General features: G+C 53.5%; 20 protein-coding genes and 1 tRNA gene. 9 read left to right on the plus strand and 12 right to left on the minus strand.

All coding sequences use genetic code 11. The annotated features are described in order from the left end of the window. Nucleotides 1–184: 184 nt before the first annotated feature. Nucleotides 185–1,756 carry an autoinducer-2 kinase gene (gene lsrK / locus QMZ65_RS05125; protein ID WP_283215533.1) on the minus strand — a complete coding sequence of 524 codons (1,572 nt, stop codon included), beginning with the start codon at nucleotides 1,754–1,756 and terminating at the stop codon, nucleotides 185–187. 208 nt (nucleotides 1,757–1,964) lie between these two features. Here lsrK and lsrG point away from each other — a divergent pair, with 208 nt between their 5' ends. Then, nucleotides 1,965–2,258 (plus strand): (4S)-4-hydroxy-5-phosphonooxypentane-2,3-dione isomerase, encoded by a 294-nt coding sequence (gene lsrG / locus QMZ65_RS05130; protein WP_097116586.1) that lies wholly within the window; start codon nucleotides 1,965–1,967, stop codon nucleotides 2,256–2,258. 334 nt (nucleotides 2,259–2,592) lie between these two features. On the opposite strand, the gene ubiG is transcribed toward lsrG, so the two are convergent. Then, nucleotides 2,593–3,318, minus strand: a complete 726-nt coding sequence (gene ubiG / locus QMZ65_RS05135) for a bifunctional 2-polyprenyl-6-hydroxyphenol methylase/3-demethylubiquinol 3-O-methyltransferase UbiG (RefSeq protein WP_166934734.1) — start codon at nucleotides 3,316–3,318, stop codon at nucleotides 2,593–2,595. A gap of 177 nt (nucleotides 3,319–3,495) precedes the next feature. Here ubiG and gyrA point away from each other — a divergent pair, with 177 nt between their 5' ends. Together gyrA and rcsC are read left to right on the plus strand one after the other, a co-directional pair. Beyond that, complete coding sequence (gene gyrA / locus QMZ65_RS05140) at nucleotides 3,496–6,135, plus strand: DNA topoisomerase (ATP-hydrolyzing) subunit A (RefSeq protein ID WP_283215534.1); 2,640 nt, start codon at nucleotides 3,496–3,498, stop codon at nucleotides 6,133–6,135. Nucleotides 6,136–6,301: 166 nt separating this feature from the next. Then, the gene (rcsC, locus tag QMZ65_RS05145; RefSeq protein ID WP_097116589.1) at nucleotides 6,302–9,154 is read left to right on the plus strand and encodes a two-component system sensor histidine kinase RcsC; all 2,853 of its coding nucleotides are present in this window, start codon (nucleotides 6,302–6,304) and stop codon (nucleotides 9,152–9,154) included. A 41-nt stretch (nucleotides 9,155–9,195) separates the two neighbouring features. On the opposite strand, the gene rcsB is transcribed toward rcsC, so the two are convergent. From rcsB to QMZ65_RS05160, 3 genes are read right to left on the minus strand one after another with little or no spacing between them, the layout of a single operon-like run. Next, nucleotides 9,196–9,846 (minus strand): response regulator transcription factor RcsB, encoded by a 651-nt coding sequence (gene rcsB, locus QMZ65_RS05150; RefSeq protein WP_034825012.1) that lies wholly within the window; start codon nucleotides 9,844–9,846, stop codon nucleotides 9,196–9,198. A gap of 1 nt (nucleotide 9,847) precedes the next feature. Beyond that, nucleotides 9,848–12,505, minus strand: coding sequence for a phosphotransferase RcsD (gene rcsD / locus QMZ65_RS05155; RefSeq protein WP_097117240.1), 2,658 nt, complete (start codon nucleotides 12,503–12,505; stop codon nucleotides 9,848–9,850). A gap of 23 nt (nucleotides 12,506–12,528) precedes the next feature. Further along, a complete protein-coding gene (locus QMZ65_RS05160) occupies nucleotides 12,529–13,683 on the minus strand; it encodes an MFS transporter (RefSeq protein ID WP_034825009.1) in 1,155 nt (384 codons plus the stop codon). 910 nt (nucleotides 13,684–14,593) lie between these two features. On the opposite strand from QMZ65_RS05160, the gene ompC reads away from it, so the two are divergent. Beyond that, on the plus strand, nucleotides 14,594–15,694 hold the full coding sequence (gene ompC, locus QMZ65_RS05165) for a porin OmpC (RefSeq protein WP_160833466.1): 1,101 nt from the start codon (nucleotides 14,594–14,596) through the stop codon (nucleotides 15,692–15,694). A gap of 312 nt (nucleotides 15,695–16,006) precedes the next feature. Here the strand turns inward: ompC and QMZ65_RS05170 are convergent, their stop codons facing one another. Beyond that, the gene (locus QMZ65_RS05170; protein ID WP_283215535.1) at nucleotides 16,007–16,159 is read right to left on the minus strand and encodes a hypothetical protein; all 153 of its coding nucleotides are present in this window, start codon (nucleotides 16,157–16,159) and stop codon (nucleotides 16,007–16,009) included. 400 nt (nucleotides 16,160–16,559) lie between these two features. Between QMZ65_RS05170 and apbE the strand changes: the two genes are divergently transcribed. From apbE to QMZ65_RS05190, 3 genes are all read left to right on the plus strand, one after another. After that, complete coding sequence (gene apbE / locus QMZ65_RS05180) at nucleotides 16,560–17,597, plus strand: FAD:protein FMN transferase ApbE (RefSeq protein WP_283215536.1); 1,038 nt, start codon at nucleotides 16,560–16,562, stop codon at nucleotides 17,595–17,597. A gap of 15 nt (nucleotides 17,598–17,612) precedes the next feature. Continuing rightward, nucleotides 17,613–18,254: a DNA oxidative demethylase AlkB gene (alkB, locus tag QMZ65_RS05185; RefSeq protein ID WP_097116593.1), complete on the plus strand. Its 642-nt coding sequence runs from the start codon at nucleotides 17,613–17,615 to the stop codon at nucleotides 18,252–18,254. Nucleotides 18,255–18,339: 85 nt separating this feature from the next. After that, on the plus strand, nucleotides 18,340–19,992 hold the full coding sequence (locus tag QMZ65_RS05190) for a multidrug ABC transporter permease/ATP-binding protein (protein WP_283215537.1): 1,653 nt from the start codon (nucleotides 18,340–18,342) through the stop codon (nucleotides 19,990–19,992). Between the two features lie 155 nt (nucleotides 19,993–20,147). Here QMZ65_RS05190 and QMZ65_RS05195 read toward each other — a convergent pair whose 3' ends face one another. Both QMZ65_RS05195 and QMZ65_RS05200 read right to left on the minus strand, forming a co-directional pair. Continuing rightward, nucleotides 20,148–20,873: a 4'-phosphopantetheinyl transferase family protein gene (locus QMZ65_RS05195; protein WP_283215538.1), complete on the minus strand. Its 726-nt coding sequence runs from the start codon at nucleotides 20,871–20,873 to the stop codon at nucleotides 20,148–20,150. Between the two features lie 80 nt (nucleotides 20,874–20,953). Then, the gene (locus QMZ65_RS05200) at nucleotides 20,954–21,157 is read right to left on the minus strand and encodes a hypothetical protein (RefSeq protein ID WP_034824993.1); all 204 of its coding nucleotides are present in this window, start codon (nucleotides 21,155–21,157) and stop codon (nucleotides 20,954–20,956) included. A 210-nt stretch (nucleotides 21,158–21,367) separates the two neighbouring features. Between QMZ65_RS05200 and QMZ65_RS05205 the strand changes: the two genes are divergently transcribed. Beyond that, complete coding sequence (locus QMZ65_RS05205; RefSeq protein ID WP_097116596.1) at nucleotides 21,368–21,919, plus strand: GNAT family N-acetyltransferase; 552 nt, start codon at nucleotides 21,368–21,370, stop codon at nucleotides 21,917–21,919. Between the two features lie 53 nt (nucleotides 21,920–21,972). Here QMZ65_RS05205 and QMZ65_RS05210 read toward each other — a convergent pair. The 3 genes from QMZ65_RS05210 to QMZ65_RS05220 all read right to left on the minus strand — a co-directional run bounded on the left by QMZ65_RS05210 (nucleotide 21,973) and on the right by QMZ65_RS05220 (nucleotide 24,124). Further along, a tRNA-Pro gene (locus QMZ65_RS05210) sits at nucleotides 21,973–22,049 on the minus strand. 72 nt (nucleotides 22,050–22,121) lie between these two features. Then, nucleotides 22,122–23,873 carry an LPS biosynthesis-modulating metalloenzyme YejM gene (yejM, locus tag QMZ65_RS05215; protein ID WP_283215539.1) on the minus strand — a complete coding sequence of 584 codons (1,752 nt, stop codon included), beginning with the start codon at nucleotides 23,871–23,873 and terminating at the stop codon, nucleotides 22,122–22,124. A 23-nt stretch (nucleotides 23,874–23,896) separates the two neighbouring features. Next, the gene (locus QMZ65_RS05220; protein ID WP_034824987.1) at nucleotides 23,897–24,124 is read right to left on the minus strand and encodes a YejL family protein; all 228 of its coding nucleotides are present in this window, start codon (nucleotides 24,122–24,124) and stop codon (nucleotides 23,897–23,899) included. Nucleotides 24,125–24,282: 158 nt separating this feature from the next. On the opposite strand from QMZ65_RS05220, the gene yejK reads away from it, so the two are divergent. Then, complete coding sequence (yejK, locus tag QMZ65_RS05225; RefSeq protein WP_283215540.1) at nucleotides 24,283–25,287, plus strand: nucleoid-associated protein YejK; 1,005 nt, start codon at nucleotides 24,283–24,285, stop codon at nucleotides 25,285–25,287. A gap of 56 nt (nucleotides 25,288–25,343) precedes the next feature. On the opposite strand, the gene rplY is transcribed toward yejK, so the two are convergent. Then, the gene (rplY, locus tag QMZ65_RS05230; RefSeq protein WP_034824983.1) at nucleotides 25,344–25,628 is read right to left on the minus strand and encodes a 50S ribosomal protein L25; all 285 of its coding nucleotides are present in this window, start codon (nucleotides 25,626–25,628) and stop codon (nucleotides 25,344–25,346) included. Nucleotides 25,629–25,684 lie beyond the last annotated feature (56 nt).

Raw genomic sequence — 25,684 nt, forward strand, 5'->3', positions numbered from 1 at the left:
TTGATCGAGCGCGTGTTTATTGCTCAAAGGTTCTCATCACGGAAATTTCTGAAGTCAAAAAAGCCCTGACAAGGCCGCCAGTAGCGAACTTATCTAAAATTGCTTATGAATTTTTTGTGACCAATCCAGCCTACAAAAATGCGTGGCATGCGTCTAAAAGGAAATTGATCTGGATAGCAGTGAGTTACAAACCTGGCGCTTTCCACATCGAGGTGGTTAACCCACTGTCCACCAGGGTGAGTTGGTCGGCATAGACTTTCTGCCAGTTGGCTTTTTGCTGTTGATAGAGTTGGTGGTGTTCTGCGTTGGGGTGAAATTCGCGCTCCCAGCGTACTAATGCTTGCCCGGTTTCCTGCAAACTGCGATAAACCCCAGCGGCGACGCCAGCCGCAATCGCGCAGCCCAGGGCGGTGGCTTCTTTCACCTGCGGCACTTTGACCGTCAGCCCCGTGACATCGCTCAAAATCTGGCTCCACAATTTGCCCTTCGCACCGCCTCCGGCAAACACTATCTGTGAGGTTTGGACACCGGAAAAGGCGGCCACCAGATCCAGATTGCAGGCCGAAACAATCGCGGCATTCTCTTCCAGCGCACGGAAGAGCGTCTGTTTATTGCAGCGTTCGGGGTCGATGGAAAGATTAATAAAGGAGGGCGCAGCGTGATACCACTTGTTGAAGTGCATTGCATCTGAGAACACCGGCATCACGCCCCACGAACCGGCGGGGACGCGTGCCGCCATCTCTTCCAGCAGGCTGTAGCAATCCACACCCAGCCGCTCCGCCAGCAGTTTCTCTTCACCGCAAAAGGCATCACGGAACCAGCGCATCGTTAGGCCGGTAAAGAAACTGATCGCTTCCGCCTGCGCCATACCGGGGATCACATGCGGATTCACGCGAATGTTCATTTGAGGATCAATCTGGGGCTGCGGCAGATTCACCACCTGCTGCCAGAAAGTGCCGCCGAGCACAGCAGTTTCCCCCGCATTCACCACGCCTAACCCCAGCGTCCCCAACTGCACATCACCGCCGCCCATGCCAACCACTGTGCCTTGCGCCAGTCCACACTGATGAGCGGCTTCGGCTGTCACGGTTCCCAGTTGCGTACCGGTTTCGGCCACGGGTGACAATATATCGCCGCGCAAACCCGCCATCTCCAGCAAATCAGGCCGCCAGTTTCGGGTGCGTAAATCCAGCAGGCCGGTGGTGCCCGCGTTGGAGGGATCCACTGCCAGTTCGCCACTCAGGCATTTTGCCAGCCAGTCGCTGATCATCGACAGCGTTGCCGCCTGACGATAAATATCGGGTCGATGATGCGCCAGCCATAACAGGCGTGGCATTGCCCCAAGTGCCAGGGTTTGCCCTGAGCACTGATAGATTTCACGCTCAAACTCGCCGTGATGAATCTCTTTCAGCTCACTCACTTCGCGGCTGGCGCGGGCATCCACGTTGGCACAGGCCCAAATTGCTTCGCCAGCTTTGTTATAGAGCACGATCCCTTCGCGCATCGAGCAGCAGGCCACGCTGCGAATCGCGCTGGCTGGCAACTGCGACTGTTGCAGCACCTGCTGAATACACTGACAGGCAAGTTGCCAGTTGTGGCTCAGATCAAACTCCATCGATCCCGGCACGTCGGGCAGGGCGAGGTGCCGCCATTCAGCTTGCGCCACGGCGACCTGCTCACCCTGAAGATTGAAAATCACGGCGCGAATACTACCGGTGCCGGCGTCGAGCGCCATCAAATGCGGGGCGTGTGACATCGCAAAACTCCTGTTGAAACGGAAAAGTGCTCCACGCCGACGACCCAACGGGTGTTACTGCAAAGATAGCTGTGCGCGAGGGTTTTCACCTCCAGATGAACGGCTTAGCCCACCGCTGAAAGTTTGAACTGTGATCGCTGCGAGAGTTTTATTAAACAAGCTTTACCAGGATTGCCACTTTGCCAATCGCGATAAAAAGGACAAGCCGATGGAAGTCACGCTGGTCGAGATCAACGTCAAACCCGACTGTATCGACGAGTTTTTGCGGGTATTTAAGCTCAATCATTTAGGTGCGCTGGAGGAACCCGGCAATCTGCGTTTTGATGTGTTGCAGGACAGCCATGTGCCGACGCGCTTCTTTATTTATGAAGCTTACACCGATGAGGCCGCCGTGCTGGCGCACAAGAAAACGGCACACTACCTGGCGTGCGTTGAGGCGTTGGAAGCGTTAATGAGCGAACCAAGAAAGAAAACCGCGTTTAAGGGGATATTTCCGCAGTGATGGCGGCATGGACATCTCCGCACAATCGGGTAGCAGCATGATTGAAAGTACCTAAAGCGGGTAGATAGGAAGAAAAACGCGCTGCTGCATCATGTTAATGACAGCGGCTACGAGGGCAACTTAATGAAGCTCAATCCACAACGCAGCGCGACTCAAAGTCATGATCAACGTTCAGGGCCAGTAAAGCCCCGCCCGAAGAGCAAAGCGTCCGCCGCAGGGATGCGGCGGCCGATCTGCATGGATGCGTGTTTCCTTTGCGATCGGGCGGGGCTTTACTGGCCGACGCACCGTCCCCACAGCAACCAGCAACCAGCAACCAGCAACCAGCAAACACTCAATCCTGACGATGCGTATGCACCATATAATTCACATCCACGCCGCGTCCCAACCGGAACTGATTGGTCAGCGGATTGTAGTGCAGGCCAATCATGCCTCTCTCACGCAATGGCGTCTCATCAACCCAATTCAGCAACTCCGCCGGACGGATAAACTTCTTCACGTCATGTGTACCGCGCGGCACCATGCGCATCACATATTCGGCACCAAACACCGCCAGCAACCACGCCTTGGGATTACGGTTAATGGTCGAGAAGAACACTTCGCCGCCCGGCTTTACCAACTGCGCACATGCCAGCACCACAGAACGCGGATCCGGTACGTGCTCCAGCATCTCCATGCAAGTCACCACGTCATAGGCCCCCGCATGGCTAATCGCATGGTCTTCCACGGTCTGCTGCACATAGTTCACGCTCACACCGCTCTCCAGCGCATGCAACCGTGCTACTTCCAGCGGCTCCGCACCCATATCCAGCCCGGTCACGTTGGCTCCTTCACGCGCCATGCTCTCCGCTAAAATACCGCCGCCGCAGCCGACATCCAGCACCTTCTTACCAAACAAACCATTGCTGTGTTGGGCAATCCAGCCAAGACGCAGGGGATTGATGCGGTGTAACGGCTTAAACTCACCCTCTAAATCCCACCAGCGCGATGCGACCGCTTCAAACTTGGCAATCTCAGCATGGTCGACGTTTTGGCGGCTTTCCTGCGGTTGTTCACTCATTGAATCACGACTCCTGACAAAATATTCTCTCAGTATAAACGCTTAACTCTTGCTAGCGCATCTCTCATCTGCAAGGAAAAGCGGCATTAAACCCTGCTTTACGTTCACCGAGGGCAACCACTGTGATATACTTTCGCACCATTAAAAACCGGCATTATGTAGAGGGATAGCGGCTCCATGAGCGACCTTGCGAGAGAAATTACACCGGTCAATATCGAAGAAGAGTTAAAAAACTCCTACCTCGATTACGCCATGTCGGTCATCGTTGGCCGAGCTTTACCCGATGTGCGTGATGGCTTGAAGCCGGTGCACCGCCGTGTGCTTTTTGCCATGAGCGAACTGGGTAACGACTGGAACAAAGCTTATAAGAAATCGGCCCGTGTGGTCGGTGACGTGATCGGTAAATATCACCCACACGGTGATTCCGCGGTATACGAAAGTATCGTTCGTATGGCCCAGCCGTTCTCCCTGCGCTACATGCTGGTAGATGGTCAGGGTAACTTCGGTTCCGTTGATGGCGACTCCGCCGCAGCGATGCGTTATACCGAAGTGCGTATGGCGAAGATCTCTTCTGAACTGCTGGCCGACCTCGAAAAAGAGACCGTCGATTTTGTGCCGAACTATGATGGCACCGAGCAGATTCCTGAAGTGCTGCCGACCAAAATTCCTAACCTGCTGGTGAACGGCTCGTCCGGTATCGCCGTAGGTATGGCGACCAACATTCCACCGCATAACCTGACGGAAGTGATCAACGGCTGCCTCGCCTTTATCGAAGACGAAGACATCACTGTTGAAGGCCTGATGGAACACATCACCGGCCCTGACTTCCCGACTGCGGCGTTCATCAACGGTCGTCGTGGTATCGAAGAAGCCTATCGCACCGGTCGCGGTAAGATTTATATCCGCGCACGCGGTGAGATTGAAACCGACGCAAAAACCGGCCGCGAAACCATCATCGTCAATGAAATCCCGTATCAGGTAAACAAAGCGCGCCTGATCGAGAAAATTGCCGAGCTGGTGAAAGAGAAGCGTGTGGAAGGCATTAGCGGCCTGCGTGATGAATCCGATAAAGACGGTATGCGTATCGTTATTGAGATCAAACGCGATGCGGTCGGTGAAGTGGTGCTCAACAACCTCTATTCCCTGACGCAACTGCAAGTCTCCTTCGGCATCAACATGGTGGCACTCCATCAGGGCCAGCCGAAGATCATGACGCTGAAAGGCATCATTGAAGCCTTCGTGCGCCACCGCCGTGAAGTGGTGACGCGCCGTACCATTTTCGAACTGCGCAAAGCGCGTGACCGTGCACACATCCTTGAAGGTCTGGCCATTGCGCTGGCCAACATCGATCCGATTATCGAACTGATTCGTCGCGCACCAACGCCAGCTGAAGCGAAAGCGGGCCTGTTGGCACAGCCATGGGATCTGGGCAACGTAGCCACCATGCTGGAGCGTGCGGGCGATGACGCAGCACGTCCAGAATGGCTGGAAGCGCAGTTCGGTATTCGTGACGGTCAGTACTACCTGACTGAACAGCAAGCTCAGGCAATTCTGGATCTGCGTCTGCAGAAACTGACCGGCCTTGAGCACGAAAAGCTGCTCGACGAATACAAAGAGCTGCTGGACCAGATCGCAGAACTGATCCACATCCTGCAGAGCGCTGAGCGTTTGATGGAAGTCATCCGCGAAGAGCTGGTGGCAATGCGCGACCAGTTTGGTGATGAACGTCGTACTGAAATTACCGCCAACAGCGCCGACATCAACATTGAAGATCTGATTAATCAGGAAGATGTGGTGGTCACGCTGTCGCATCAGGGTTATGTCAAATATCAGCCGCTGACTGACTATGAAGCGCAGCGTCGTGGTGGCAAAGGCAAATCCGCAGCACGTATTAAAGAAGAAGACTTTATTGATCGTCTGCTGGTGGCCAACACCCATGATACCATTCTGTGCTTCTCCAGCCGTGGCCGTCTCTACTGGATGAAAGTTTACCAGCTGCCAGAAGCGAGCCGTGGCGCACGTGGTCGCCCAATTGTTAACCTGCTGCCGCTGGAAGCCAACGAACGTATCACCGCCATTCTGCCGGTGCGTGAATACACCGAAGGCTTCAATATCTTTATGGCGACCGCTGACGGTACCGTGAAGAAAACTGCCCTGCAGGAATTCAGCCGTCCACGTAGCGCCGGTATTATCGCCATCAACCTGCGTGAAGATGATGAATTGATCGGTGTTGCACTGACCAACGGTAGCGATGAGGCCATGCTGTTCTCTGCTGCGGGTAAAGTGGTGCGCTTCTCTGAGACTGCGGTTCGCGCCATGGGCCGTTCGGCCTCGGGTGTTCGTGGTATCAAGCTGGCTGAAAGCGATAAAGTGGTTTCACTGATCGTGCCACGTGAAGAGGGTGCCATCCTCACTGTGACGCAAAACGGTTACGGTAAACGTACAGCGAATAGCGAATACCCAACCAAATCGCGTGCAACTCAGGGTGTCATCTCGATTAAAGTCACCGAACGTAACGGACCGGTCATCGGTGCGGTGCAGGTGGTGGATGGCGATCAGATCATGATGATTACCGATGCCGGTACGCTGGTGCGTACACGCGTATCGGAAGTCAGTGTGGTCGGCCGTAACACCCAGGGCGTGATTCTGATTCGTACCGCGGAAGACGAAAACGTGGTGGGTCTGCAACGTGTCGCTGAGCCGGTGGAAGAAGAAGAACTCGACGCCATCGACGGCAGCGTCGCGGAAGGCGAAGACGATATCGCGCCGGAAGTGGACAACGACGACGACGCACTTGAAGCGGATGAAGAAGAGTAATCCGCAGCGGTGAAGAATAGCGGCAGGTCAGGGCAACCGACCTGCCTTTTTTTTATCTGAGTTTTACTCCCAAAGTCGCGCACCAACTGGCTTTTTCGGGCCGATAAAGCTAGTGTATGAGGGTTTTTCAACTTCCTGACAACCCCTTACCGCCAGTGAGTCTCTTTTGAAATATCTCGTCTCCTTTCGCACTACGCTTCGCATCTCGCGCTATCTGTTCCGTGCGCTGGCGCTGCTGCTTTGGACGTTGGGTGCGTTGCTGACCACCTTCTTCATCATCAACGTACTGCACGAAAAAGAGAACGCGGTTCGCCAGGAATTTGACACCAATTATGGCCAGGCGGAATGGTATGTACGCCACTCGGCCGACGTCATGCGTGAACTGAAATACATCACCGAAAACCGCTTAAGTAACAGTAGCAACGGTTTGGACGTGCTGAATGGCCTGCCTGCTGGTAAAAGTACCTTGCCACAGTTCACGCCGCTGTTTTCTGATGGTGATTGCACTTCAATGAGTAACACCTGGCGTAACTCGCTCGATTCGCTGGGTTACTTCATCAACTACTGGAAAAGTAACTTCACCTCCGCTTACGAACTCAACCGTGTGTTCTTTATTGGGGGTGAAAATCAGTGTCTGGCCGATTTCGCCATTGGTAACAACAATTCAGTCGATCGTGAACGCAGCCTAAAAGCCCTGCGCGAGCGGGTGCTGCACTATCGCAGCGGCAATGAAGAAGAGCGGCGTAATCCGATGTACTGGATTACGCCGAGCAGCCAGCCTGGTGTCGGTAATTTCTACATGGTGATGCCGGTGTATGTGGCCAACAAGCTACAGGCGTTGCTGGGCGTGGAACAAAATATCCGTCTTGATGAGTTTATTCAGCCGGGCGGCTTGCCGCTGGTTGCCACCATTACTGATGAGAACTACCGTCCGTTGCTGAGTTCGCGTCGCGGTGGCCCCGGCTACTCTTTTGACGATCTGCCGGATGACAGCACCTGGTTTGGTTATCTTGATAGCTATCGCCAGTTAGTCCTGAAGAAACCGCTGCCGCCGTCCAATCTTAACGTGGTGTGGTCACTCTCTACTGACGTGCTGGTGGATCAGCTCAAGCTGATGCTGATTAACGCGCTGTTGCTCAATATCTTCAGCGCATTGATCCTGTTCACGCTGGCATGGATATTCGAACGCCGTATGTTCCTGCCAGCGGAAGATAACGCACATCGGCTGGAAGAGCACGAGCAGTTCAACCGCAAAATTGTCGCTTCGGCGCCGGTCGGTATCTGTATTTTGCGCACCAGCGACGGCACCAATATTCTGAGTAACGAACTGGCTCACAACTATCTGACGCTGCTGACGCAGGAAGATCGTCAGCGCCTCAATGAGATCATCGGGGGCCAGCAGGTCAACTTTGTCGATGTGCTCACCGGTACCAATACCAACCTGCAAATCAGCTTTGTGCATTCACGCTATCGCAATGAAAACGTCGCAATTTGCGTGCTGGTGGACGTTTCAGCGCGTGTGCGCATGGAGCAGTCGTTGCAGGAGATGGCGCATGCGGCAGAGCAGGCCAGCCAGTCCAAATCCATGTTCCTTGCCACCGTAAGTCACGAACTGCGCACCCCGCTGTACGGCATCATCGGTAACCTCGACCTGCTGCAAACCAAGTCGTTGCCAAAAGGTGTGGAATCGCTGGTGACGGCGATGAACAACTCATCGAGCCTGCTGCTTAAAATCATCAGTGATATTCTCGACTTCTCGAAAATTGAGTCGGAGCAGCTGAAGATTGAGCCGCGCCCGTTCTCGCCGCGTGAGGTGGTCAATCACATCGCCAGCAACTATCTGTCGCTGGTGGTGCGTAAACGTCTAACGTTATATGTGATGATCGAAAATGATGTGCCGCTGACGATGGATGGCGATCCAATGCGTCTGCAGCAGGTCATTTCTAACCTGCTGAATAACGCGATCAAGTTCACCCATACCGGCTGTATTATTCTGCATGCTTATGTCAAAGATGGGTATTTAGCCTTCCGCGTGCGCGATACCGGCGTCGGTATTCCAGCGAAAGAAGTGACGCGTCTGTTCGATCCCTTCTTCCAGGTGGGCTCTGGCGTGCAGCGCAACTTCCAGGGCACCGGGCTGGGTCTGGCAATCTGTGAAAAGCTGATCAACATGATGGACGGTGATATTGAGGTCGACTCTGAGCCGGGCATGGGTAGCCAGTTTATCATCCGTATCCCCATTTACGCTGGACAACAGCCTGCGCCGCCGCTGCTGGATGGTTTGCAGGAAAAAGCCATCTGGCTGGATATGCGCAATGATTATCTCGCGGTCTTCCTGCTGCGTCTGTTGCAGCAACAGGGTATTGCGATCGCGCATTATCAGGGTAATGCCGGTAGCGACGATGTGATTATTAGCGACCATCAGGATACGGTGTCACAGGCCGTGCGCGCGCAGATTCACATTTGCGGTCAGCACATCGACATGCCGCAGGAAACCGCGCCGGGTCAGTGGGTGCAGAGCAGTGCGATGCTGCACGATCTGCCTTCATTACTTGGCCGCATCTATCGCCTCAATATTGATAGCGAAACCAGCACGCCGTTGCAGTTGGCCGCACCGCAAGAGGCCAACCGTTACGATGACATTATGGTACTGATTGTTGATGATCACCCGATTAACCGTATGTTGCTCTCCGAGCAACTCGGCACACTGGGCTATCAAACCAAAACCGCACAGGATGGGGTCGATGCGCTGAACGTGCTAAGCCGTAATCACATTGATATTGTGCTGAGTGACGTCAATATGCCGAATATGGATGGTTATCGCCTGACGCAGCGCCTGCGTCAGTTGGGCCATGCCTTCCCGGTGATTGGGGTGACGGCCAATGCGTTGGCAGAAGAGAAGCAGCGCTGTATGGATGCCGGGATGGATAATTGCCTATCCAAGCCTGTTACGCTTGATGTGTTGAAATCGACGTTGGCAATCTATGCCGAGCGGGTAAGAAAAAGCAGGAAAGGGTAGTACAGAAGAACAGGCGCACCGAAGTGCGCCTTTTTTACATCTTAATCTCTTTCAACCTGAGTCGCGCTCACGGAAGAGAGGTAATTCAGCAGGGCGATATCATTTTCCACCCCGAGCTTCATCATCGCCGATTTCTTCTGGCTACTGATGGTTTTGATACTGCGGTTCAGTTTTTTAGCGATTTCCGTTACCAGGAAACCTTCGGCAAACAGGCGCAGAACTTCACTCTCTTTCGGCGACAGACGTTTGTCTCCGTAACCGCCAGCACTGATTTTCTCCAGCAGTTTCGCCACGCTTTCAGGCGTATATTTTTTGCCTTTCTGCAGGGCTGCCAGCGCTTTTGGCAGATCGGTCGGTGCACCTTGCTTCAGTACAATCCCTTCGATATCCAGATCCAATACGGCGCTCAGGATCGCTGGGTTATTGTTCATTGTCAAAACGATAATTGAGAGATCCGGATAGTGACGTTTGATGTACTTAATCAGTGTGATGCCATCACCGTATTTCTCGCCTGGCATAGAGAGATCGGTAATCAGAACGTTAGCATCCAGTTTGGACAAGCTGTTAATCAGTGCTGTTGAGTCTTCAAACTCACCTACAACGTTGACCCATTCGATCTGTTCCAGAGACTTACGGATACCGAACAGAACAATCGGATGGTCATCGGCAATAATTACATTCAGGTTATTCATCTTATGGGTTACCTTGCTGCAGCAGTTGGTTGACGTATGCGTCAATTTCACTGGTGGTATTTATAATGGTTAAATCTTCACATAGTTTTATGTGATTTTCTAACTCTTCACAAAGCTGTTTACCTGGAACCAGATTTAGCATGGCGAACACGCCTTTCAGGCGATGTGCAGTCTGAGCAAGCGAGGGATAATCCTTCTCCGCTGCCTCAGTATACAGTCTCTTCACATCAGGCGGTACTGTCTCGGTAAACAGCTGGAAATAGCCTCCGCTCAACAGCGGCGTGGCAGCCTCATCTTCACTACTTTCCTCCATCAAATCATGAGCCATTTGCTTTTCAATCAGTGCCAGCAGTGCGTCAAGCAGCGCATTGCTGAGATTGAAATTGACCCGGTATTGCTGATCGTTCAATGCGTGGTGACCCATTTCGTCACCGGCTAATAGCAGAGCCCAGCCATTGAGGCGGGCGGGATCGTCAGTGATCAGCACATCATGATCCTGACCGGATAAACGTTCGTCAGAGGTCAGGCAATTCGCTCCCCAGTTTTCTAACTGGCGGCAAACAATTTTGTGCACATCCTCGACGGCGATATCGACCAGTGCGGTTACACCTTCCAGCAGCTTCTCTTCCTGCTCGCCTTGTAGTTCCAGCGCGAGGGGCAGTTGAATATTATAGCGTGTGCCGATATCGGGTTTGGCGATGATCTCCAGCTGGCCACCCATTTGCTTGCACAGCTGCTTGCAGAGGAAAAATGCCATGCCAGAGGCCTGACCGTAACGATCCTGGGTGGTTTCGCCCAGATACGGGAAATCAACATTGGCCAGCTCATCGACACTCAGGCCTGAGCCGGTATCCACCAGTTGCAGCAGCACTGAGTTAGGTTTGTTCTCGCTGGCCTTAATCTCCAGCGTAATTTTGCCCCACTGCGTGGTGGTGAGCGCATAGTGCATCAGGGTGGTCAGGACTTTGCGCAGTGCACGGCGATCGCCAAAGCGCATCTCGTCGTTGGCCAGATGGTTGTTGACCACCAGCGCCAACCCTTTACGGCGCATCAGCGGTAGGCTCTCCAGCGCGATGTCATCCAGCAACTCCTGCAAATTGAACACGCTAGCATCCGGCGACCAGTCGTGTGCTTCCAGGCGGTTCAGCAATACAATGTCATCGACCAAACGAGACAGGCCCTGACTTTCATCAAGCAAATCCAGCACGCTTTCGTCTTCATCACGCTGGCTGAGTTGCACCAGTTGCGCCACCATACTCTCCAGCGGACGGTTGAGGGCGTGACCGAGATTTTGCATCAGCTGCTGACGCATCTGATGATTACGATCCAACACCTGCTGTGCCTTCTGCAGTTTTTTATTCACCAGCAATTCACGGTCCTGATCGCGCATCATAAACAGCTGAGTATGCGGTGACAGCACGCTACGGGCGTGGCGGATCTCGTACACCTCGTTGTTGATGGTGGCCTGCAGCACGCCCTGATGCTGATCGGACATATTGATGATTTTCTGCAGGTTCAGATGGGGTAACAGATGCTCAGCAATCTTGTTGCTCAACAGCGTGCGATTGGTAGCGAAGTCATACACCAGCAAACCCACCGGCAGGCTCGCAACAATCTCTTCATTCAGCATGCGCAGCGAATCTAACTCGGCGCTTTGGTTCTCGTTCGGGCGCAATGACTGCTGACGCAATAAAGTAATGCCGGCAATCGAGAGCAGTAACAGCACCAGATTGATCAACAGCGGCCACATCAGATTATGCAGGGTATCCAAAGCGAGGCTGGTGAGCGGCACGCGATATACTAACTGTAACGAAGTGCTGGGCAGTGACGCCGCAATGACGAGATTAGGATTCGCCAGTGAAACAGATGTCGTTTCGCTAGTGGCATCGTCGCTGCTGGTGCTGGAAGATTGCGTGGCATCCTGAATCAACTGGAAATTTTCCAGCGGCATGCTGTGCGGGATCAAATCGTTGATCGGCAGATCAAAAGCGACCACCGTGGCGAGGTGACCAGGCTGGTTGAAGGTGGTGCGCAGGGTAAAGTAGTGATCGTTCTGCCAGGCGAAATGGCGCAGCGGTGAGAAGCTTTCACGTTCGTCCAGCGCATTGGCCTGTTGCAGCATCTCGGCACGGCGGCTGTCGACCAGCGTATTGATGGCGCTCTCTTTATAACGCGTTGCCATATCTTTTAATGGCAGCGTCGAGATCATGATCAGGCTGTTGTCCTGGCCATTGAGGAAATACATCGACCAGGTGGGATTCTCTGCGCCCCACAGCGTATCGAGGTAGTTGGACATGCGCATCGTCATATCCAGCGTGCTGCTGTCGTGGGAGCCAAAGATCAGCGCCTCCGTTTTACGGCGCGTCTTTTCCAGGTAGTAAACATCCGGGCGCAGGCGGGTTTCCAGAAGATTGGTGTTGGGTGCAGATCCGGCCGCACTGGTGGCGAGATTTTCATAAATCTGCCAGGTCGCGAAACGCGAAGCGTCGATGCGTTTTTGTACGGCACGCGCTAAATCGGTCATCGCGTAACGCTTCTCAGTAAGCCAGGCGTTAACACTGTTGTGCACCATAGCTCCCAGGGCCAGAAACAGCACCAGGTTGAACACCACGAAGAAACGGGTGACGTTACCCGAGGTCAGCGGAAATTTATAAGGCAGCATAGTGTCTCAGGATCCTGCGATTAGCGCGCCACCAGGCGAGCACTGGCGGCAACGGCCAGCAGCAGCAGGGCGATCAATAAAAATGCGCCACTCAAACTGAGCCACTGGGAAATAAATCCGATTAGAGCCGGACCTGAAAGAATACCTGCATAGCCTAATGTTGTCATGGCAGAAATCGCCAGATTCGACGGCATATCGTGTTGATTCCCGGCCGCATTAAACAGCATTGGCACGGTGTTGGCTAAGCCGAATCCCACCAGCAGGAAAGCCAGCAGTGCAACCTGTGGCCACGGCAGTAACACCGCCAGCGTCATACCCGCTGCAGCGGCTAACGCACCCGTGACCATGACGGGATAGCGACCAAAACGTTGAATGACTTTATCACCGGTGAGACGGCCAATTGTCATCGCCACGGAGAAGATGGCATAGCCCAATCCCGCATGTGCTACGTCCATCTCTGTGTTTTGCAGTAACAGCAGTGCGCTCCAGTCAAGCACCGCGCCTTCTGCCAAAAACAAAATGAAGCACAGTAACCCCAGGAAAGCGACCCAACCGCGTGGGATCACCAGCCAGGGTTGATCGGGCTGATGCAACCGTTCAGTCATTAACGTTGGCAGGCTGATCACCAGCAGCACCACGATTAACACCATCACCACCGCGACAGCATGCAGGGGCGAGAGACCACTGGCCAGCAATAAACTGACGCTACCGGCACCAATAATCCCGCCCAGGCTGAAGAAACCATGGAAACCCGACATCATCGGCTTGCGTGCTGCTTTCTCCACTTCAACGGCCTGCACATTCATGGCGACATCCAGCATGCCTAACCCGGCACCGAAGATCATCAGTGCCGCAGCCATCAACCACATCACATTTAGCAGAGTGAGCAGTGGCAGGATCGCCAGCACCACTAACGTGGAACATAACATCACCCGACGGCCGCCCACGCGGGCAATCAGCGCACCGGTAATCGGCATCGCTGCGAGCGATCCCACACCGAGGCACAGCAGCAGCCCACCTAACGATGCGCCGCTCAGTGCCAGACGCTGGCTGGCAAAGGGAACCAGTGGCGCCCATGCCGACATGCAAAGTCCGGCGATCAGAAAGACGATGCGTGTACCCATGTTGACACGCTGATGCAAATGATTGTGCTGTGCGGCGTCCAGTGCTGTCATAAAAGTCTTTTTCAATAGCCGTCAAAGCGACGAAGTTTAGCATTAAAGCTGACGTCTCACCGCAGTTCAGAACCGATGAGTTCAGAAAAGATGAGCGCCAGAAACAGGCATATTACCGAGTTTTGGCGTGGCGTGACGCTTTTCCAGAACTTTCCTGGCACTTTCACGGCCTTCCTGCCGCGATCAATCGATCGCAAATTGAAATTTCATGATGGAAAAGGACGAATATAAAATCATCATCGGTAATAAATCAGCGCTGCACTTTGCCTTAACCAATTGAATAAGAGGAGACTCATGTAGGCTAATAGGAGAGAGTCTGAGCCAGAGCATATTCCAGTATTCTTCATTACGCACAGAAATTAACATTGCAGAATGATGGCTATCGATTGAACAAAAAGTGCGAAAAATAGCTAATAATGCGCCCGAGAGATTGTGTTAATTTAACTCAATCAACTAACTTTACTTAAAATTACGCGGGGATGAGTGATTTTGGCAAAAAAAATGCCGGACAAACATGTCCGGCGGGAATTAGGGTGAAACAACTCATTCGGGGTGAATGGAGGGAATAATGAAATAAATGATGATAGCGGGAGTAATTGTATGCGCTGAAGTCACTTTAGTTTTATCATTCAGTGCGGCAGGGCGTGTCAATTTAAGTTGTTGTTATTAAATGTATAAATAATCGATTACCAATATGTGCTGTATTCTTTGTTGATCCGTGCTGATTATTAGTTCCACGATATTTACATTTGGAAATAACTATTAAATACAATGAAACACTTTTGGAAATTTAGTATCATTTTCGTGATAGATTATTGCCCCGTATAAAATAACAATGGCTTGCCGGCTGAATTTTTAATCGTTCAGTTTGCAGTGGCATAAATAAAGGCACATTAAAGAGGGTAATAAAATGAAACGTCGCGTTCTCTCCCTGATGATCCCTGCATTGCTGGTTGCAGGTTCAGCAAGCGCAGCTGAAATTTACAACAAAGATGGCAACAAATTAGACCTCTACGGTAAAGTCGATGGTCTGCACTATTTCTCCGACAACTCAGGTTCAGACGGTGATCAGTCTTACCTGCGTTTCGGTTTCAAAGGTGAAACTCAGGTCACAGACCAACTGACCGGTTACGGCCAGTGGGAATACCAGGCTGCCCTTAACACCTCTGAAAACGAAGGCACCGCCAACAGCTTTACGCGTGTCGGTTTTGCGGGGCTGAAATTCGGTGATGCCGGTTCATTCGACTACGGTCGTAACTATGGCGTGATCTATGATGTTTCGGGCTGGACTGACGTATTGCCAGAGTTCGGTGGCGATACCTACGGCGCGGACAACTACATGTTCCAGCGCGGTAACGGCATGGCGACCTACCGCAACACCAACTTCTTTGGCCTGGTGGATGGCTGGAACTTTGCAGTCCAGTATCAGGGCAAAAATGACAACCCAACTGAATCCTCTAGCGGCCGTGATGTGCTGGGTGAGAACGGTGATGGTTACGGCCTGAGCACCACTTATGACATCGGATCCGGTTTCGGTATCGGTGCAGCGATGTTCCAGTCTGACCGTACTAATAACCAGAACACCGGCGCTATCCTGGGTCGTGGTGATAAAGCTTCTGCTTACACCGGTGGCCTGAAATATGACGCCAACAACGTGTATCTGGCCGCGATGTACACCCGTTCGTACAACGCAACGCGTTTCGGTTCCAGCAGCGCAACTTCTTACGGTTACGCGGATACTGCGGATAACTGGGAATTGGTGGCACAGTACCAGTTCGACTTCGGTCTGCGCCCATCCCTTGCGTTCGTTTCTTCTCGCGGCAACGTGCAGAACTACGGCGATCAGAACCTGAAAAAATATGTTGATGTGGGTGCGACTTACTACTTCAACAAAAATATGTCGACCTATGTTGATTACCAGATCAACATGCTGGACGACAACAACTTCACCAATGCGGCCGGTATCAACACCGACGACATTGTGGCACTGGGCCTGGTTTACCAGTTCTAAGTTGCAGCTTGGTAGGGCGCGCCATGGTGCGCCCTCGGCGGGCTTCGGGTCGCCGCTACTGCATCTGTTGCATTAACGCACTTAGTCATACCTCCACGATCTCCTTTGCCTGTTTCCTCCTCTGTATTCGCACAATGGCACCGTCGACCAGCAACATCATCTGTGCAGCCTTAAACTGCCTTTATGCTGGCAACTTCTCAGGGATTTTCTTTTTTAACGGCTGACCGATAGCGGCAGAAGAGTCTTTGTTTCACTGTAAGGCAGGAAGACGCCCGGATGACCATCCGGGCCTGGGCGAGCGGAGTAATGAGATTACGATACAGTGCGCCATTTTTTGGCTTTTGGCGCGGGCACTACCGACGTATGGGGCGTGGGTGTGCTGCCTTCCATTGCGACGCCTGCCAGCGTAAACGCGGAGAAGCGCAACCAGTGTTGCCAGGTTTGTTGGGTTTTTGTCTTATCCATTTTGCACCTCGCTGATGTTCAACTCAGTCTCAACGGTGCAGAATTCATGCCAGGTCACCGCTCTCAGCGCCACGCGGCCTCAATCTGATTTGCTACACTCCGGCAGCGCTGAAGCGGTGCATATCATTAATCCATGGTGCAAAAATTTAACGTTTGCGCGAGGGGTAATGCTGAATCAGGCGATGGCGATAGTGTTGCCAGCAGCGGAAAGTCCCGAAGATGAACAGAACGGCGGATACAGCGAGAATCATAAAAATCATCTGTCGCTCCTGTGCGGTTGGGGGGCTTGAACGCTCAATCCTGTGCAAGTCAGGTATGAACATCAAGCAGCTTTAGCCTGTTTTACAAGCGGTTTATGCTTTGAAACAGGATGAATTAATGAGTTACAGATGAGGAAGTGATGAGTATTAAGAATATTCTGCTAATTGGTGTTATGACCAGCGCGTTGTTCGGCTGCGACCAGCAGGCCTCCCGTAGCGCACTGGTGCTGGAAGGGAAAACCATGGGCACCCAGTGGCGCGTCAGCCTGGCGGGCGTCGATCCCCAACGGCAGGCCGCTTTGCAGCAGGCTATTCAGCAGCAGCTTGATCGTGATGATCATGAACTCTCCACCTGGAAGCAGGATTCAGTTTTGTCGCGCTTCAACCAGTATCAGGGTGATCAGCCGCAGCCGGTGAGCGCGGATATGGCGGATATCGTGGTTGAAGCCCTGCGCATCGGTCATAAAACCGAGGGTGCGATGGATATCACCGTCGGCCCGCTGGTCAATTTGTGGGGGTTCGGGCCCACGAAACAGCCTGCGCACACCCCGAGCCAGGCGCAGATTGACGCAGCGAAAGCGCAAACCGGCTTACAACATTTGCATGTGATCCAGAGCGTGGAGGGGCAGTGGTTGAAGAAAGATCTGCCCGCGCTGGATGTCGATCTTTCGACCATGGGGGAGGGATATGCCACCGATCATCTGGCACGATTGATGGAGCAGCAGGGGATTACCGACTATCTGGTGTCGGTGGGGGGCGCAGTACTAACCCGTGGGCAGAATGCCAGCAATCAACCCTGGCGTGTGGCGATCCAGAAACCCACCGATCGTGAAAACGCCGTCGAAGCGCGCGTTGACTTACAGGGGCACGGTATCAGCACCTCAGGCAGCTATCGCAACTATTATGAACTGGACGGCAAACGCATTTCGCACGTGATCGATCCCGCGACCGGACGCCCAATCGAACATAAACTGGTGTCGGCCACCGTGATTGCGACTACCGCGCTGGAAGCCGATGGCTGGGATACCGGGTTGATGGTGCTGGGCAGCGAACGGGCACAAGCGTTGGCAATCAAGGAACATTTGGCGGTTTATCTAATCAGCAAGCAGGGTGACGGCTTTACGCACTGGATGTCACCCCAGTTCAAATCCTTCCTGATCGATCAGGAAAGCAAATAACGGCAGGTGGCGCAGATGTTGGATCTGTTTAGTGAAGAAGCACCCTGGCAGGAACCGTTAGCGGAAGGCGCGGTGATTTTACGCCGCCGCGCGCGCGATGAAGCGGACGCATTGCTGGCGGCAATACAGGAGATTGCCGGGCAAAATCCCTTTGCTCACCGCATCACGCCGGGCGGGCATCGCATGTCGGTGGCGATGACCAACTGTGGCGACTTAGGCTGGTCAACGGATTCGCGCGGCTACCAATACACGGAGCAGGATAATGCCAGTGGGCACAAATGGCCGCCGATGCCTGCGCTGTTTCGCACGCTGGCGCAACAAACTGCGCAGGAAGCGGGATTCCCCGGCTTTAACCCGGATGCCTGCTTAATCAACCGCTATGAACCCGGTGCCAAACTCACCTTGCACCAGGACAAGGACGAGAGGGACTTGCGTCAGCCGATAGTTTCAGTGTCATTAGGCCTGCCAGCGGTGTTCCAGTTTGGTGGTTTTGAGCGCGGTGATGCCACGCAGCGGGTGCTGCTGGAGCACGGTGATATCGTGGTGTGGGGCGGCCCCTCACGCTTGCGTTATCACGGCATTCTGCCGCTCAAACCCGGTATTCACCCGGCAGCGGGCGCCTTTCGCTTTAATCTCACTTTCCGCCGCGCCCACTAACGGCGCGGTGAATGAGAATTAATCTTGCTATCATCCGGAGCGCCATTAAACTGCAGGCTGCTTGGTTGACCTCCGGAATCTGTTAATGGCATTGCTGCATGTGGTTTATCGCCAGTATCGCTGGCCTTTTATTGGTGTCATTCTGCTTACGCTGTTAAGCGCCGCGCTAGGCATCGGCTTAATCGCCTATATCAATAACGAGCTGATCGTCGCGGTAAATACCTCGATTTCTGTGCTGCCGAGTTTTCTGGGGCAGCTGTTTCTGCTGATGGCCGTGACGCTGGGATCGCAACTGGCGTTGACTCAGCTTGGTCATCACTTTGTCTGGCGCCTGCGCGGCGAATTCATCAAACGTATCCTCGATACTCGCGTCGAACGCATTGAGCAGATAGGAAACGCGCAACTGCTGGCGGGACTCACCAGTGATGTGCGTGCCATCACCATCGCCTTTGTCCGCCTGCCGGAACTGATTCAGGGCATCATTATTACCCTGGGTTCCGCGCTCTATCTGGCGTGGCTGTCACCTAAAATGCTGCTGATCACCTCGCTGTGGTTAGTGATCACGCTGGTCGGCGGCTGGCTGCTGGTGTCACGCGTTTATCAACACATGGCGAAGCTGCGTGAAATCGAAGACGATCTCTATCGTGATTTCCAGACCATTATTGAAGGACGCAAAGAGCTACAGCTTAACCGCGAGCGCGCTCAACTGATTTACGACAACGTCTATCAGGAAAACGCCACAAGCTATCGTCATCATATCGTTCGTGCCGATACCTTCCATCTCAGCGCGGTTAACTGGTCAAATATCATGATGCTGGGCGCGATTGGCATTGTGTTCTTTATGGCTAACGGTCTGGGTTGGGCGAACACGGCGGTGGCCGCCACCTATTCACTGACGCTGCTGTTCCTGCGCACGCCGTTACTGGCGGCGGTGGGTGCCTTGCCGACCTTGCTCAGTGCGCAGGTCGCCTTCCGTAAAATCAACACCTTCGATCTCGCGCCTTACGATGCACAGTTCAAAGTGCTGCCACAGGTGAGTAACTGGCAAACATTGGAACTGCGCGATGTCTGCTTCCATTATGGCGATCACGGTTTCCAGGTTGGCCCGATTAATCTGACGCTGCGTCGCGGTGAGTTAGTGTTCCTGATTGGGGGCAACGGCAGTGGCAAGTCCACGTTGGCGATGCTGCTGACCGGCCTGTACCAGCCACAATCGGGCAGTTTGCTGCTGGATGGCAAAGTGGTTGACTGGCATAACCTCGATGCTTACCGCAAACACTTCTCAGCGGTGTTTACCGATGTACATTTGTTTGATCTCCTGATCGGTCACGGCGGTCAGCCAGCGAATCCTGGGCTGGTGCAGCAGTGGCTGGAACGCCTGAAGATGCAGGATAAACTGAAGCTGCAAGGCAATAAGGTGCTGAATCTGCAGCTCTCTAAAGGGCAAAGCAAGCGACTGGCGTTGCTGCTGGCAGCGGCAGAGGAACGCGACATCTTGCTGCTGGATGAGTGGGCTGCCGATCAGGACCCGCATTTCCGCCGCATCTTCTACCGCGAACTGCTGCCCTGGCTGCAGGCGTCGGGCAAAACCGTGTTTGCTATTAGCCATGATGATCACTACTTCATTCACGCCGACCGCTTGCTGGAGATGCGCGAAGGCCAGCTGAGTGAACTCACCGGTAACGAACGTGAGATGGCTACGCTGGATGCGGTGAAGCGCACCGACACCGGCCATTAACATCTGCCGGGAAAGCTTAGCAAAAAGCCTTATTGGGCAAGGTGTTGCCAGGCGAGTAAGGTGAGTTTCAACAGAGATTCCTCGTCTCTGTCTCCCTGGAACACTTCTATCGTCTTGTGTTGTCACCGGCTTAGATTGATTCTGAGCCGGTTTTTTTATGGGTTATTCAGGGGATGAGCGATCAGCGTGATAACGCGGTCGCCGCGTCGCCAGAAGTGCGCCTGCAGGCGAGTACCGGCGTTAAACTCGCGTGAAAAGTCCTGCGTCAACGTGAGCGTGGCGCGGCCTTGCGTCAAATCCCACTCCAGCAACTCCGCGTGCAGAAAATCCATCGGCTTATGCAACTGTGGCCACAACGCTTTATAGACACTCTCTTTCAGTGAAAACAGCAAAGTAGCCGCCGCTGCAAACGGCAGTGCAGCGGCGGTTAACCGTTGACGCTCTGCACGGCTCATCAGCATCTCCGCCGTTTCCTCTGCGGTCTGTTCTGCCATCAATTGCTCGACATCAACGCCTATACATAGGGGCGCCTGCGTTGCCGCGATGACGGCCATTTGCTGCGAATGCGAAAGTGAGGCCTGAATCCCCACCGGCCATACAGGCGAGCGATCGGGCGCATTACGCAGGATAAAGTCAGGCATCGCGAAGCGCGCCAGCATCTGCTGCGCCAGCCAGCGACTGGCTAAATGCTCAGCTTTACGCTTGGTGACGGCATTGTGTAACGCCAGTGGTAGCGGGAGCTGCCAGTGTTGATGCAGATCGCTGTGCCATGCCTGCTGATTAAATTCACACCACGCAATAGGGAGCGGAGAGCTTGTCATAGCCGCAGCGGTAATAAACGGAGAGGGGGTCAGTGCCAGGGGAATTTCAGAAGCAAACATTAAGCATCACGGCTGACGGTTAAAACGCTATTTTTACCCGTCAGCCGTGAAAAGAGCAAGCCAAAACGGCTCACCCACGTTTAGTGATTAGGCGGAATTGACATGCCTTTGATCTGTACCACAAAGTGCTCGTTGCCTTTGGTTATACGCGCACCGCGGTCACACCACCGCGAAGCCAGGCGGAAAAAATCGTCGCTGCCGATATCGTAAGCCAGTTCAACTTTACTGATACCTGAATGCAGGAGTTCTTCCGCGTCCTGCAGGTTTTTAGCTTTGATGACCATAATAAGTGTCCATCGAAAAACAGGAAGGATAAGAGTAATTAAACTGTATGACAGTTTTGTTTCAATCAGATGAAATGCTGTCATATTTGACGAAAAATGTGATCCCGCTCCGCTTTGATTGCTTTCGGTAACTGACTGATTATTTCCGAGAAGATTTCCCACTCAGGCCGTTTTACGATAATACTGAATGGGTTAACCAAGGAGGTTGTTATGGAAATACCGCGTCTGGAAACGCCCCGTTTACTGCTGCAACCGCTGCGAAGCGAAGATGCGATTCAGGTACAGCAGGTTTTCCCGCGCTGGGAAATCGTGCGGCATCTGATCGGTTCTGTGCCCTGGCCTTATCCCGCTGATGGCGCCCGTCAATATATTGAGGGTATGGCGCTGCCTGCAATGAAAGCAGGGCAGGCGTGGCACTGGAGCCTTCGCCATCGATCTGATCCCAACAGTCTGATTGGTTTAATCTCACTGCGTCTGGGGCCGGAAGATAACCGGGGATTCTGGTTGGTGCCCGAATGGCAGAAGCAGGGATTGATGAGTGAAGCCTGCGCAGCAGTCACCGAATTCTGGTTTATCCATCTCGATCAGACGCGTCTGCGTGTGCCCAAGGCGATGGATAATCTGGCTTCTCGTCGCATCTCGGAACGCACTGGCATGCGGTTAGTGGATACCTATCGCAAAACTTTTGTTGAGGGCGAGTTACCGGCGGGCACCTGGGAACTGACGCGTGACGAATGGCTGGCGCAGCGTGATAGAGGATAGCGGCCTTCAGAAAGCAAAAAAGCAACCTTAAGGGCTGCTTTTTTATAGGATTTTGGTCGGCACGAGAGGATTTGAACCTCCGACCCCGGACACCCCATGACCGTGCGCTACCAGGCTGCGCTACGTGCCGAACGTGGAGAAGTAGTCTACTGGTTCCGCTCACGATTGCAATATGCGCAGGTTTTAACTGCCTCATAATTAATCAGTTTGCGGTAAAGCGCTTCTCTTCCGTCAATACCTGTAGCAGTAATGCCAGCTGCGGTTTGTGATCCTTCAGTTTGTTACCCTGAGCATCGTAGGCGCTATAACTGCCGTTGTTATTCAGCACCAGCGTCACGGTTGGCGTAGTCACCACCAGTTTGCCCTCTTCACTACTGGCGACCCAGTTGTGACTGCGTTGAGCAGCAAACAGATCTTCACCCTGTGAATAATTGGCCGGATTGGTGCGCACGTGCAGCAGACGTTGCATCAACGTCGTCATCACATCCTGCTGATCGGTCAGACGATCGATGGTCTGCGCCGGCGTATTCGGCCAGTGCACCACCAGAGGCACCCGTAACGTTGCACGGTTGCCCGGATTATCATCATTATCCGGCGTAACCGCACGCTGGGCGGTAATCACCACCACGGTATTTTTGAGCAAATCGCGTTGCTGCAACGTCTGTAGCACGGCCGCAATTTGCTCATCAACGCTGTTAGCCTGGCGCAAATAGCTGCGCTGACGCGCTTTAATGCTTTCGCCAGTCACGTTGACGCCATCAAGTGAAATCCAGGAGAACCAGGGCGCACCCTCGGCTTTCTGGCCGTTGAGCCAGTTTTGCCATTGGTTCACCGTCGTGCTGTTTGGCTGAGCATCCGCCTCTGGCAGGCTGTAATCCGCTAACAGCGCCTGGCGATACAAGGGTTGGCTGAAACCATCGGAGGAGAACAGACCAAACTGATACCCCTGCGAATTTAGCGCACCGAGTAACGCCGAAGGCATGCGCGCGGCAAGTACGCCGTCCATATAGCTGGAGGAGATGCCGTAAAACAGCCCGAACATGCCTTTCTCCGGCGCAATCCCGGCACTGTAGTGTTGGGTAAAGCGTACGTTGTCACTGGCAAACTGATTCAGCGATGGCAGTGCCTTATCCATATTGTCATGACTCAAACCATCAACGGTTAGCAGCAGCAGGTTGTGGCGTGTGCCGCCATCGCGGAAGGTGATATCACTCAGCGGATACTGCACTGACAGCGCCTCAGGATCACCCTGTTGCACCAGACGACGCTGATACTCCTGCGCATCCAGCAAGCCATGGCGTTCAAGAAAGCGTCGCGCGGTCATCGGATAGGATAGCGGCAGATTGGCGCGCTGCATGGTAATCGGGCGATAGAAATTGGCGTCGGCCCAGATATACAGCAGATGGCTGGCAAAGAAAGCACAGATAAACAGCGCGGCCAGCGGCTTACCAAATGAGCGTCGATTCAGGCTGCGCAGCTTCTGCCAGCTCCAGGTGGCAAACAACATCTCCACGAGGAAGATGACCGGTACGCTAATAAACATCAGCTGCCAGTCACGCGCCATCTCGCTTTGGTCGGGGTTGATGACCAACTCCCACACCACCGGATTCAGATGGAGGTGGAAGCGGTTGAATACCGCGCTATCGACCATAATCAGCGTCAGCCCGGCAGTGGCGATAATCGCCGACAGCACCCTAAGCAATCGCTGTGACATCACCACAAAGGTGAGTGGGAAGATAATCAGCAGATAACCGGCAAACACAATAAAGCTAAAGTGGCCAATCCAGCTGGTATAGGCATAAATACGGCCCGCAAGCGAGGCGGGCCAGTCGGCGACCAACAGGTAGCGGCTGCCTAAAATCAGCGCGAAGATGATGTTAAACAGGGCAAACCAGTGCCCCCAGCTGATCATCTGGGAGACTTTTTCGCGGTAGCGCTGCCGGTTGGTTACCATATTTATGAGGTCAGATCTGCAATTTAGTGAGCGTTGTCATCGCGAACGGAAGACTGCAACGCTTCCGCGAAAGATTTCGCCAGGCTGCGGCGCTGGGCCGGCGAGACACTGGTGTTAATCAAATTGGTTACCATGTTCCCTAACACCATCAGGGAAAGGTCGGTTGGCGCTTTGTCTTTTTCAAGAATCTGCGCCATCTGCGCGAGAAGCTTCTCTACGCGCTCGTCGCTATAACGGGATGATTGTGGCATATCGTCGACTAATCAAGTGTGAAAAGGCGGTATATTACCGTAACAACGCGCTTTTTTCCGCAATTAAATCGCAAGCAGAGCGATCAGTTTGTGCGTGGAGTTGAAAGCAGCGGCGGGCGGTGTTTGAATACGCGCCTGAGCCCAAAGGAGAGTCTACCATGAGTCTGGATATCGACCAGATTGCCCTGCATCAGTTAGTCAAACGTGATGAAAACCAGCTTGAGGTGGTCCTGCGCGACACTTTGCTGCCCGCGACCCGTGCGGTAGAAGAGATGGCAGAAGAGCTGCATCGGGTGTACAGCGCCAAAAGCAAAGCCTATGGCCTGTTTAATGAAGAGAGTGAACTGGCCGATGCGCTGCGCAATTGCCGCAAAGGGGAAGATGACTTTCTGGCCTTTAGCCGTGCCGCGACCGGGCGTCTGCGTGATGAGCTGGGCAAATATCCGTTTGCGGAAAGTGGCGTGGTGCTGTTCCTGCACTATCGCTATCTGGCGGTGGAGTATTTGCTGGTGGCGATGCTGAGCAGCCAGTCAAGCATGCGCGTCAATGAACAACTGGATATTAGCAGCACTCATTATCTCGATATTAATCATGCGGATATTGTGGCGCGTATCGATCTTACTGAATGGGAAACCAACCCAGAATCCACCCGTTATCTGACCTTCCTGCGTGGACGCGTCGGGCGCAAAGTGGCCGATTTCTTTATGGATTTCCTCGGTGCCAGCGTTGGACTCGATACCAAAGCACAGAACCGGGGGTTGCTGCAGGCGATAGATGATTACTGCGCGGAATCGAATCTCGATAAGAACGAGCGCCAGAACTATCGTCAGCAGGTTTACAGCTACTGCAACGACCAACTGCAGGCGGGTGAGGAGATTGCGCTGGAAGATCTTTCCAGTGAACTGCCGCCGCTGGGAGAGAAAACCTTCCAGGCCTTTACCCAGGAGCAGGGTTATGAGTTGGAAGAGCATTTCCCGGCTGACCGTAGCACATTACGCCAGTTGACCAAGTTTGCTGGCAGCGGTGGCGGCCTGACGCTGAATTTTGATGCCATGCTACTGGGCGAGCGCATTTTTTGGGATCCCGCGACCGATACCCTGACCATCAAAGGCACACCGCCTAATCTGCGCGATCAGTTACAGCGCCGAACCGGCGGTAACTGATTTTCAGGCAAAAAAAACGCCGCGTAAGCGGCGTTCTCTTTTCAACTCGTTGGCGATTAAGCGCGAACGAAGTCGATGTGGTGCAGTTTTGGCTTGAACGGATGACGCTGTACCGCCTGAGCTTTAACTTTAACTTCTTTACCATCAACAACGATGGTCAGCACGTCGGTGTAGAACTCAGGCTTAGCCTGCAGGTTCATTACAACGTCGTGGTCCAGTTCGATAGCAACTGGCGCTTCGTTTCCGCCATAGATGATGGCTGGGAATTTATTTGCTACACGCAGACGGCGGCTCGCACCCTTACCCTGCTCTTTACGTACTTCAGCGTTGAAAGTGGTCATTTGATTTCTCTTCAATCATTTCTGCTACAGGCGACCCAGCAACAGACGGTTATTCA

Origin of the sequence: Pantoea sp. EABMAA-21 (genome assembly GCF_030053335.1) — a bacterium.
Classification (GTDB): Bacteria; Pseudomonadota; Gammaproteobacteria; order Enterobacterales; family Enterobacteriaceae; genus Pantoea; species Pantoea communis.

Bases quoted from the DNA above. Each gene is read 5' to 3' on its own strand.
- QMZ65_RS05160 (WP_034825009.1), bottom strand. From the start codon at position 13,683: ATGACAGCACTGGACGCCGCACAGCACAATCATTTGCATCAGCGTGTC.
- apbE (WP_283215536.1), top strand. From the start codon at position 16,560: ATGAGTATTAAGAATATTCTGCTAATTGGTGTTATGACCAGCGCGTTG.
- QMZ65_RS05190 (WP_283215537.1), top strand. From the start codon at position 18,340: ATGGCATTGCTGCATGTGGTTTATCGCCAGTATCGCTGGCCTTTTATT.
- QMZ65_RS05170 (WP_283215535.1), bottom strand. From the start codon at position 16,159: ATGGATAAGACAAAAACCCAACAAACCTGGCAACACTGGTTGCGCTTC.
- gyrA (WP_283215534.1), top strand. From the start codon at position 3,496: ATGAGCGACCTTGCGAGAGAAATTACACCGGTCAATATCGAAGAAGAG.
- lsrG (WP_097116586.1), top strand. From the start codon at position 1,965: ATGGAAGTCACGCTGGTCGAGATCAACGTCAAACCCGACTGTATCGAC.
- rcsB (WP_034825012.1), bottom strand. From the start codon at position 9,846: ATGAATAACCTGAATGTAATTATTGCCGATGACCATCCGATTGTTCTG.
- QMZ65_RS05195 (WP_283215538.1), bottom strand. From the start codon at position 20,873: ATGTTTGCTTCTGAAATTCCCCTGGCACTGACCCCCTCTCCGTTTATT.
- yejM (WP_283215539.1), bottom strand. From the start codon at position 23,873: ATGGTAACCAACCGGCAGCGCTACCGCGAAAAAGTCTCCCAGATGATC.
- ompC (WP_160833466.1), top strand. From the start codon at position 14,594: ATGAAACGTCGCGTTCTCTCCCTGATGATCCCTGCATTGCTGGTTGCA.
- lsrK (WP_283215533.1), bottom strand. From the start codon at position 1,756: ATGTCACACGCCCCGCATTTGATGGCGCTCGACGCCGGCACCGGTAGT.
- QMZ65_RS05205 (WP_097116596.1), top strand. From the start codon at position 21,368: ATGGAAATACCGCGTCTGGAAACGCCCCGTTTACTGCTGCAACCGCTG.
- yejK (WP_283215540.1), top strand. From the start codon at position 24,283: ATGAGTCTGGATATCGACCAGATTGCCCTGCATCAGTTAGTCAAACGT.
- ubiG (WP_166934734.1), bottom strand. From the start codon at position 3,318: ATGAGTGAACAACCGCAGGAAAGCCGCCAAAACGTCGACCATGCTGAG.
- QMZ65_RS05200 (WP_034824993.1), bottom strand. From the start codon at position 21,157: ATGGTCATCAAAGCTAAAAACCTGCAGGACGCGGAAGAACTCCTGCAT.
- rplY (WP_034824983.1), bottom strand. From the start codon at position 25,628: ATGACCACTTTCAACGCTGAAGTACGTAAAGAGCAGGGTAAGGGTGCG.
- QMZ65_RS05220 (WP_034824987.1), bottom strand. From the start codon at position 24,124: ATGCCACAATCATCCCGTTATAGCGACGAGCGCGTAGAGAAGCTTCTC.
- alkB (WP_097116593.1), top strand. From the start codon at position 17,613: ATGTTGGATCTGTTTAGTGAAGAAGCACCCTGGCAGGAACCGTTAGCG.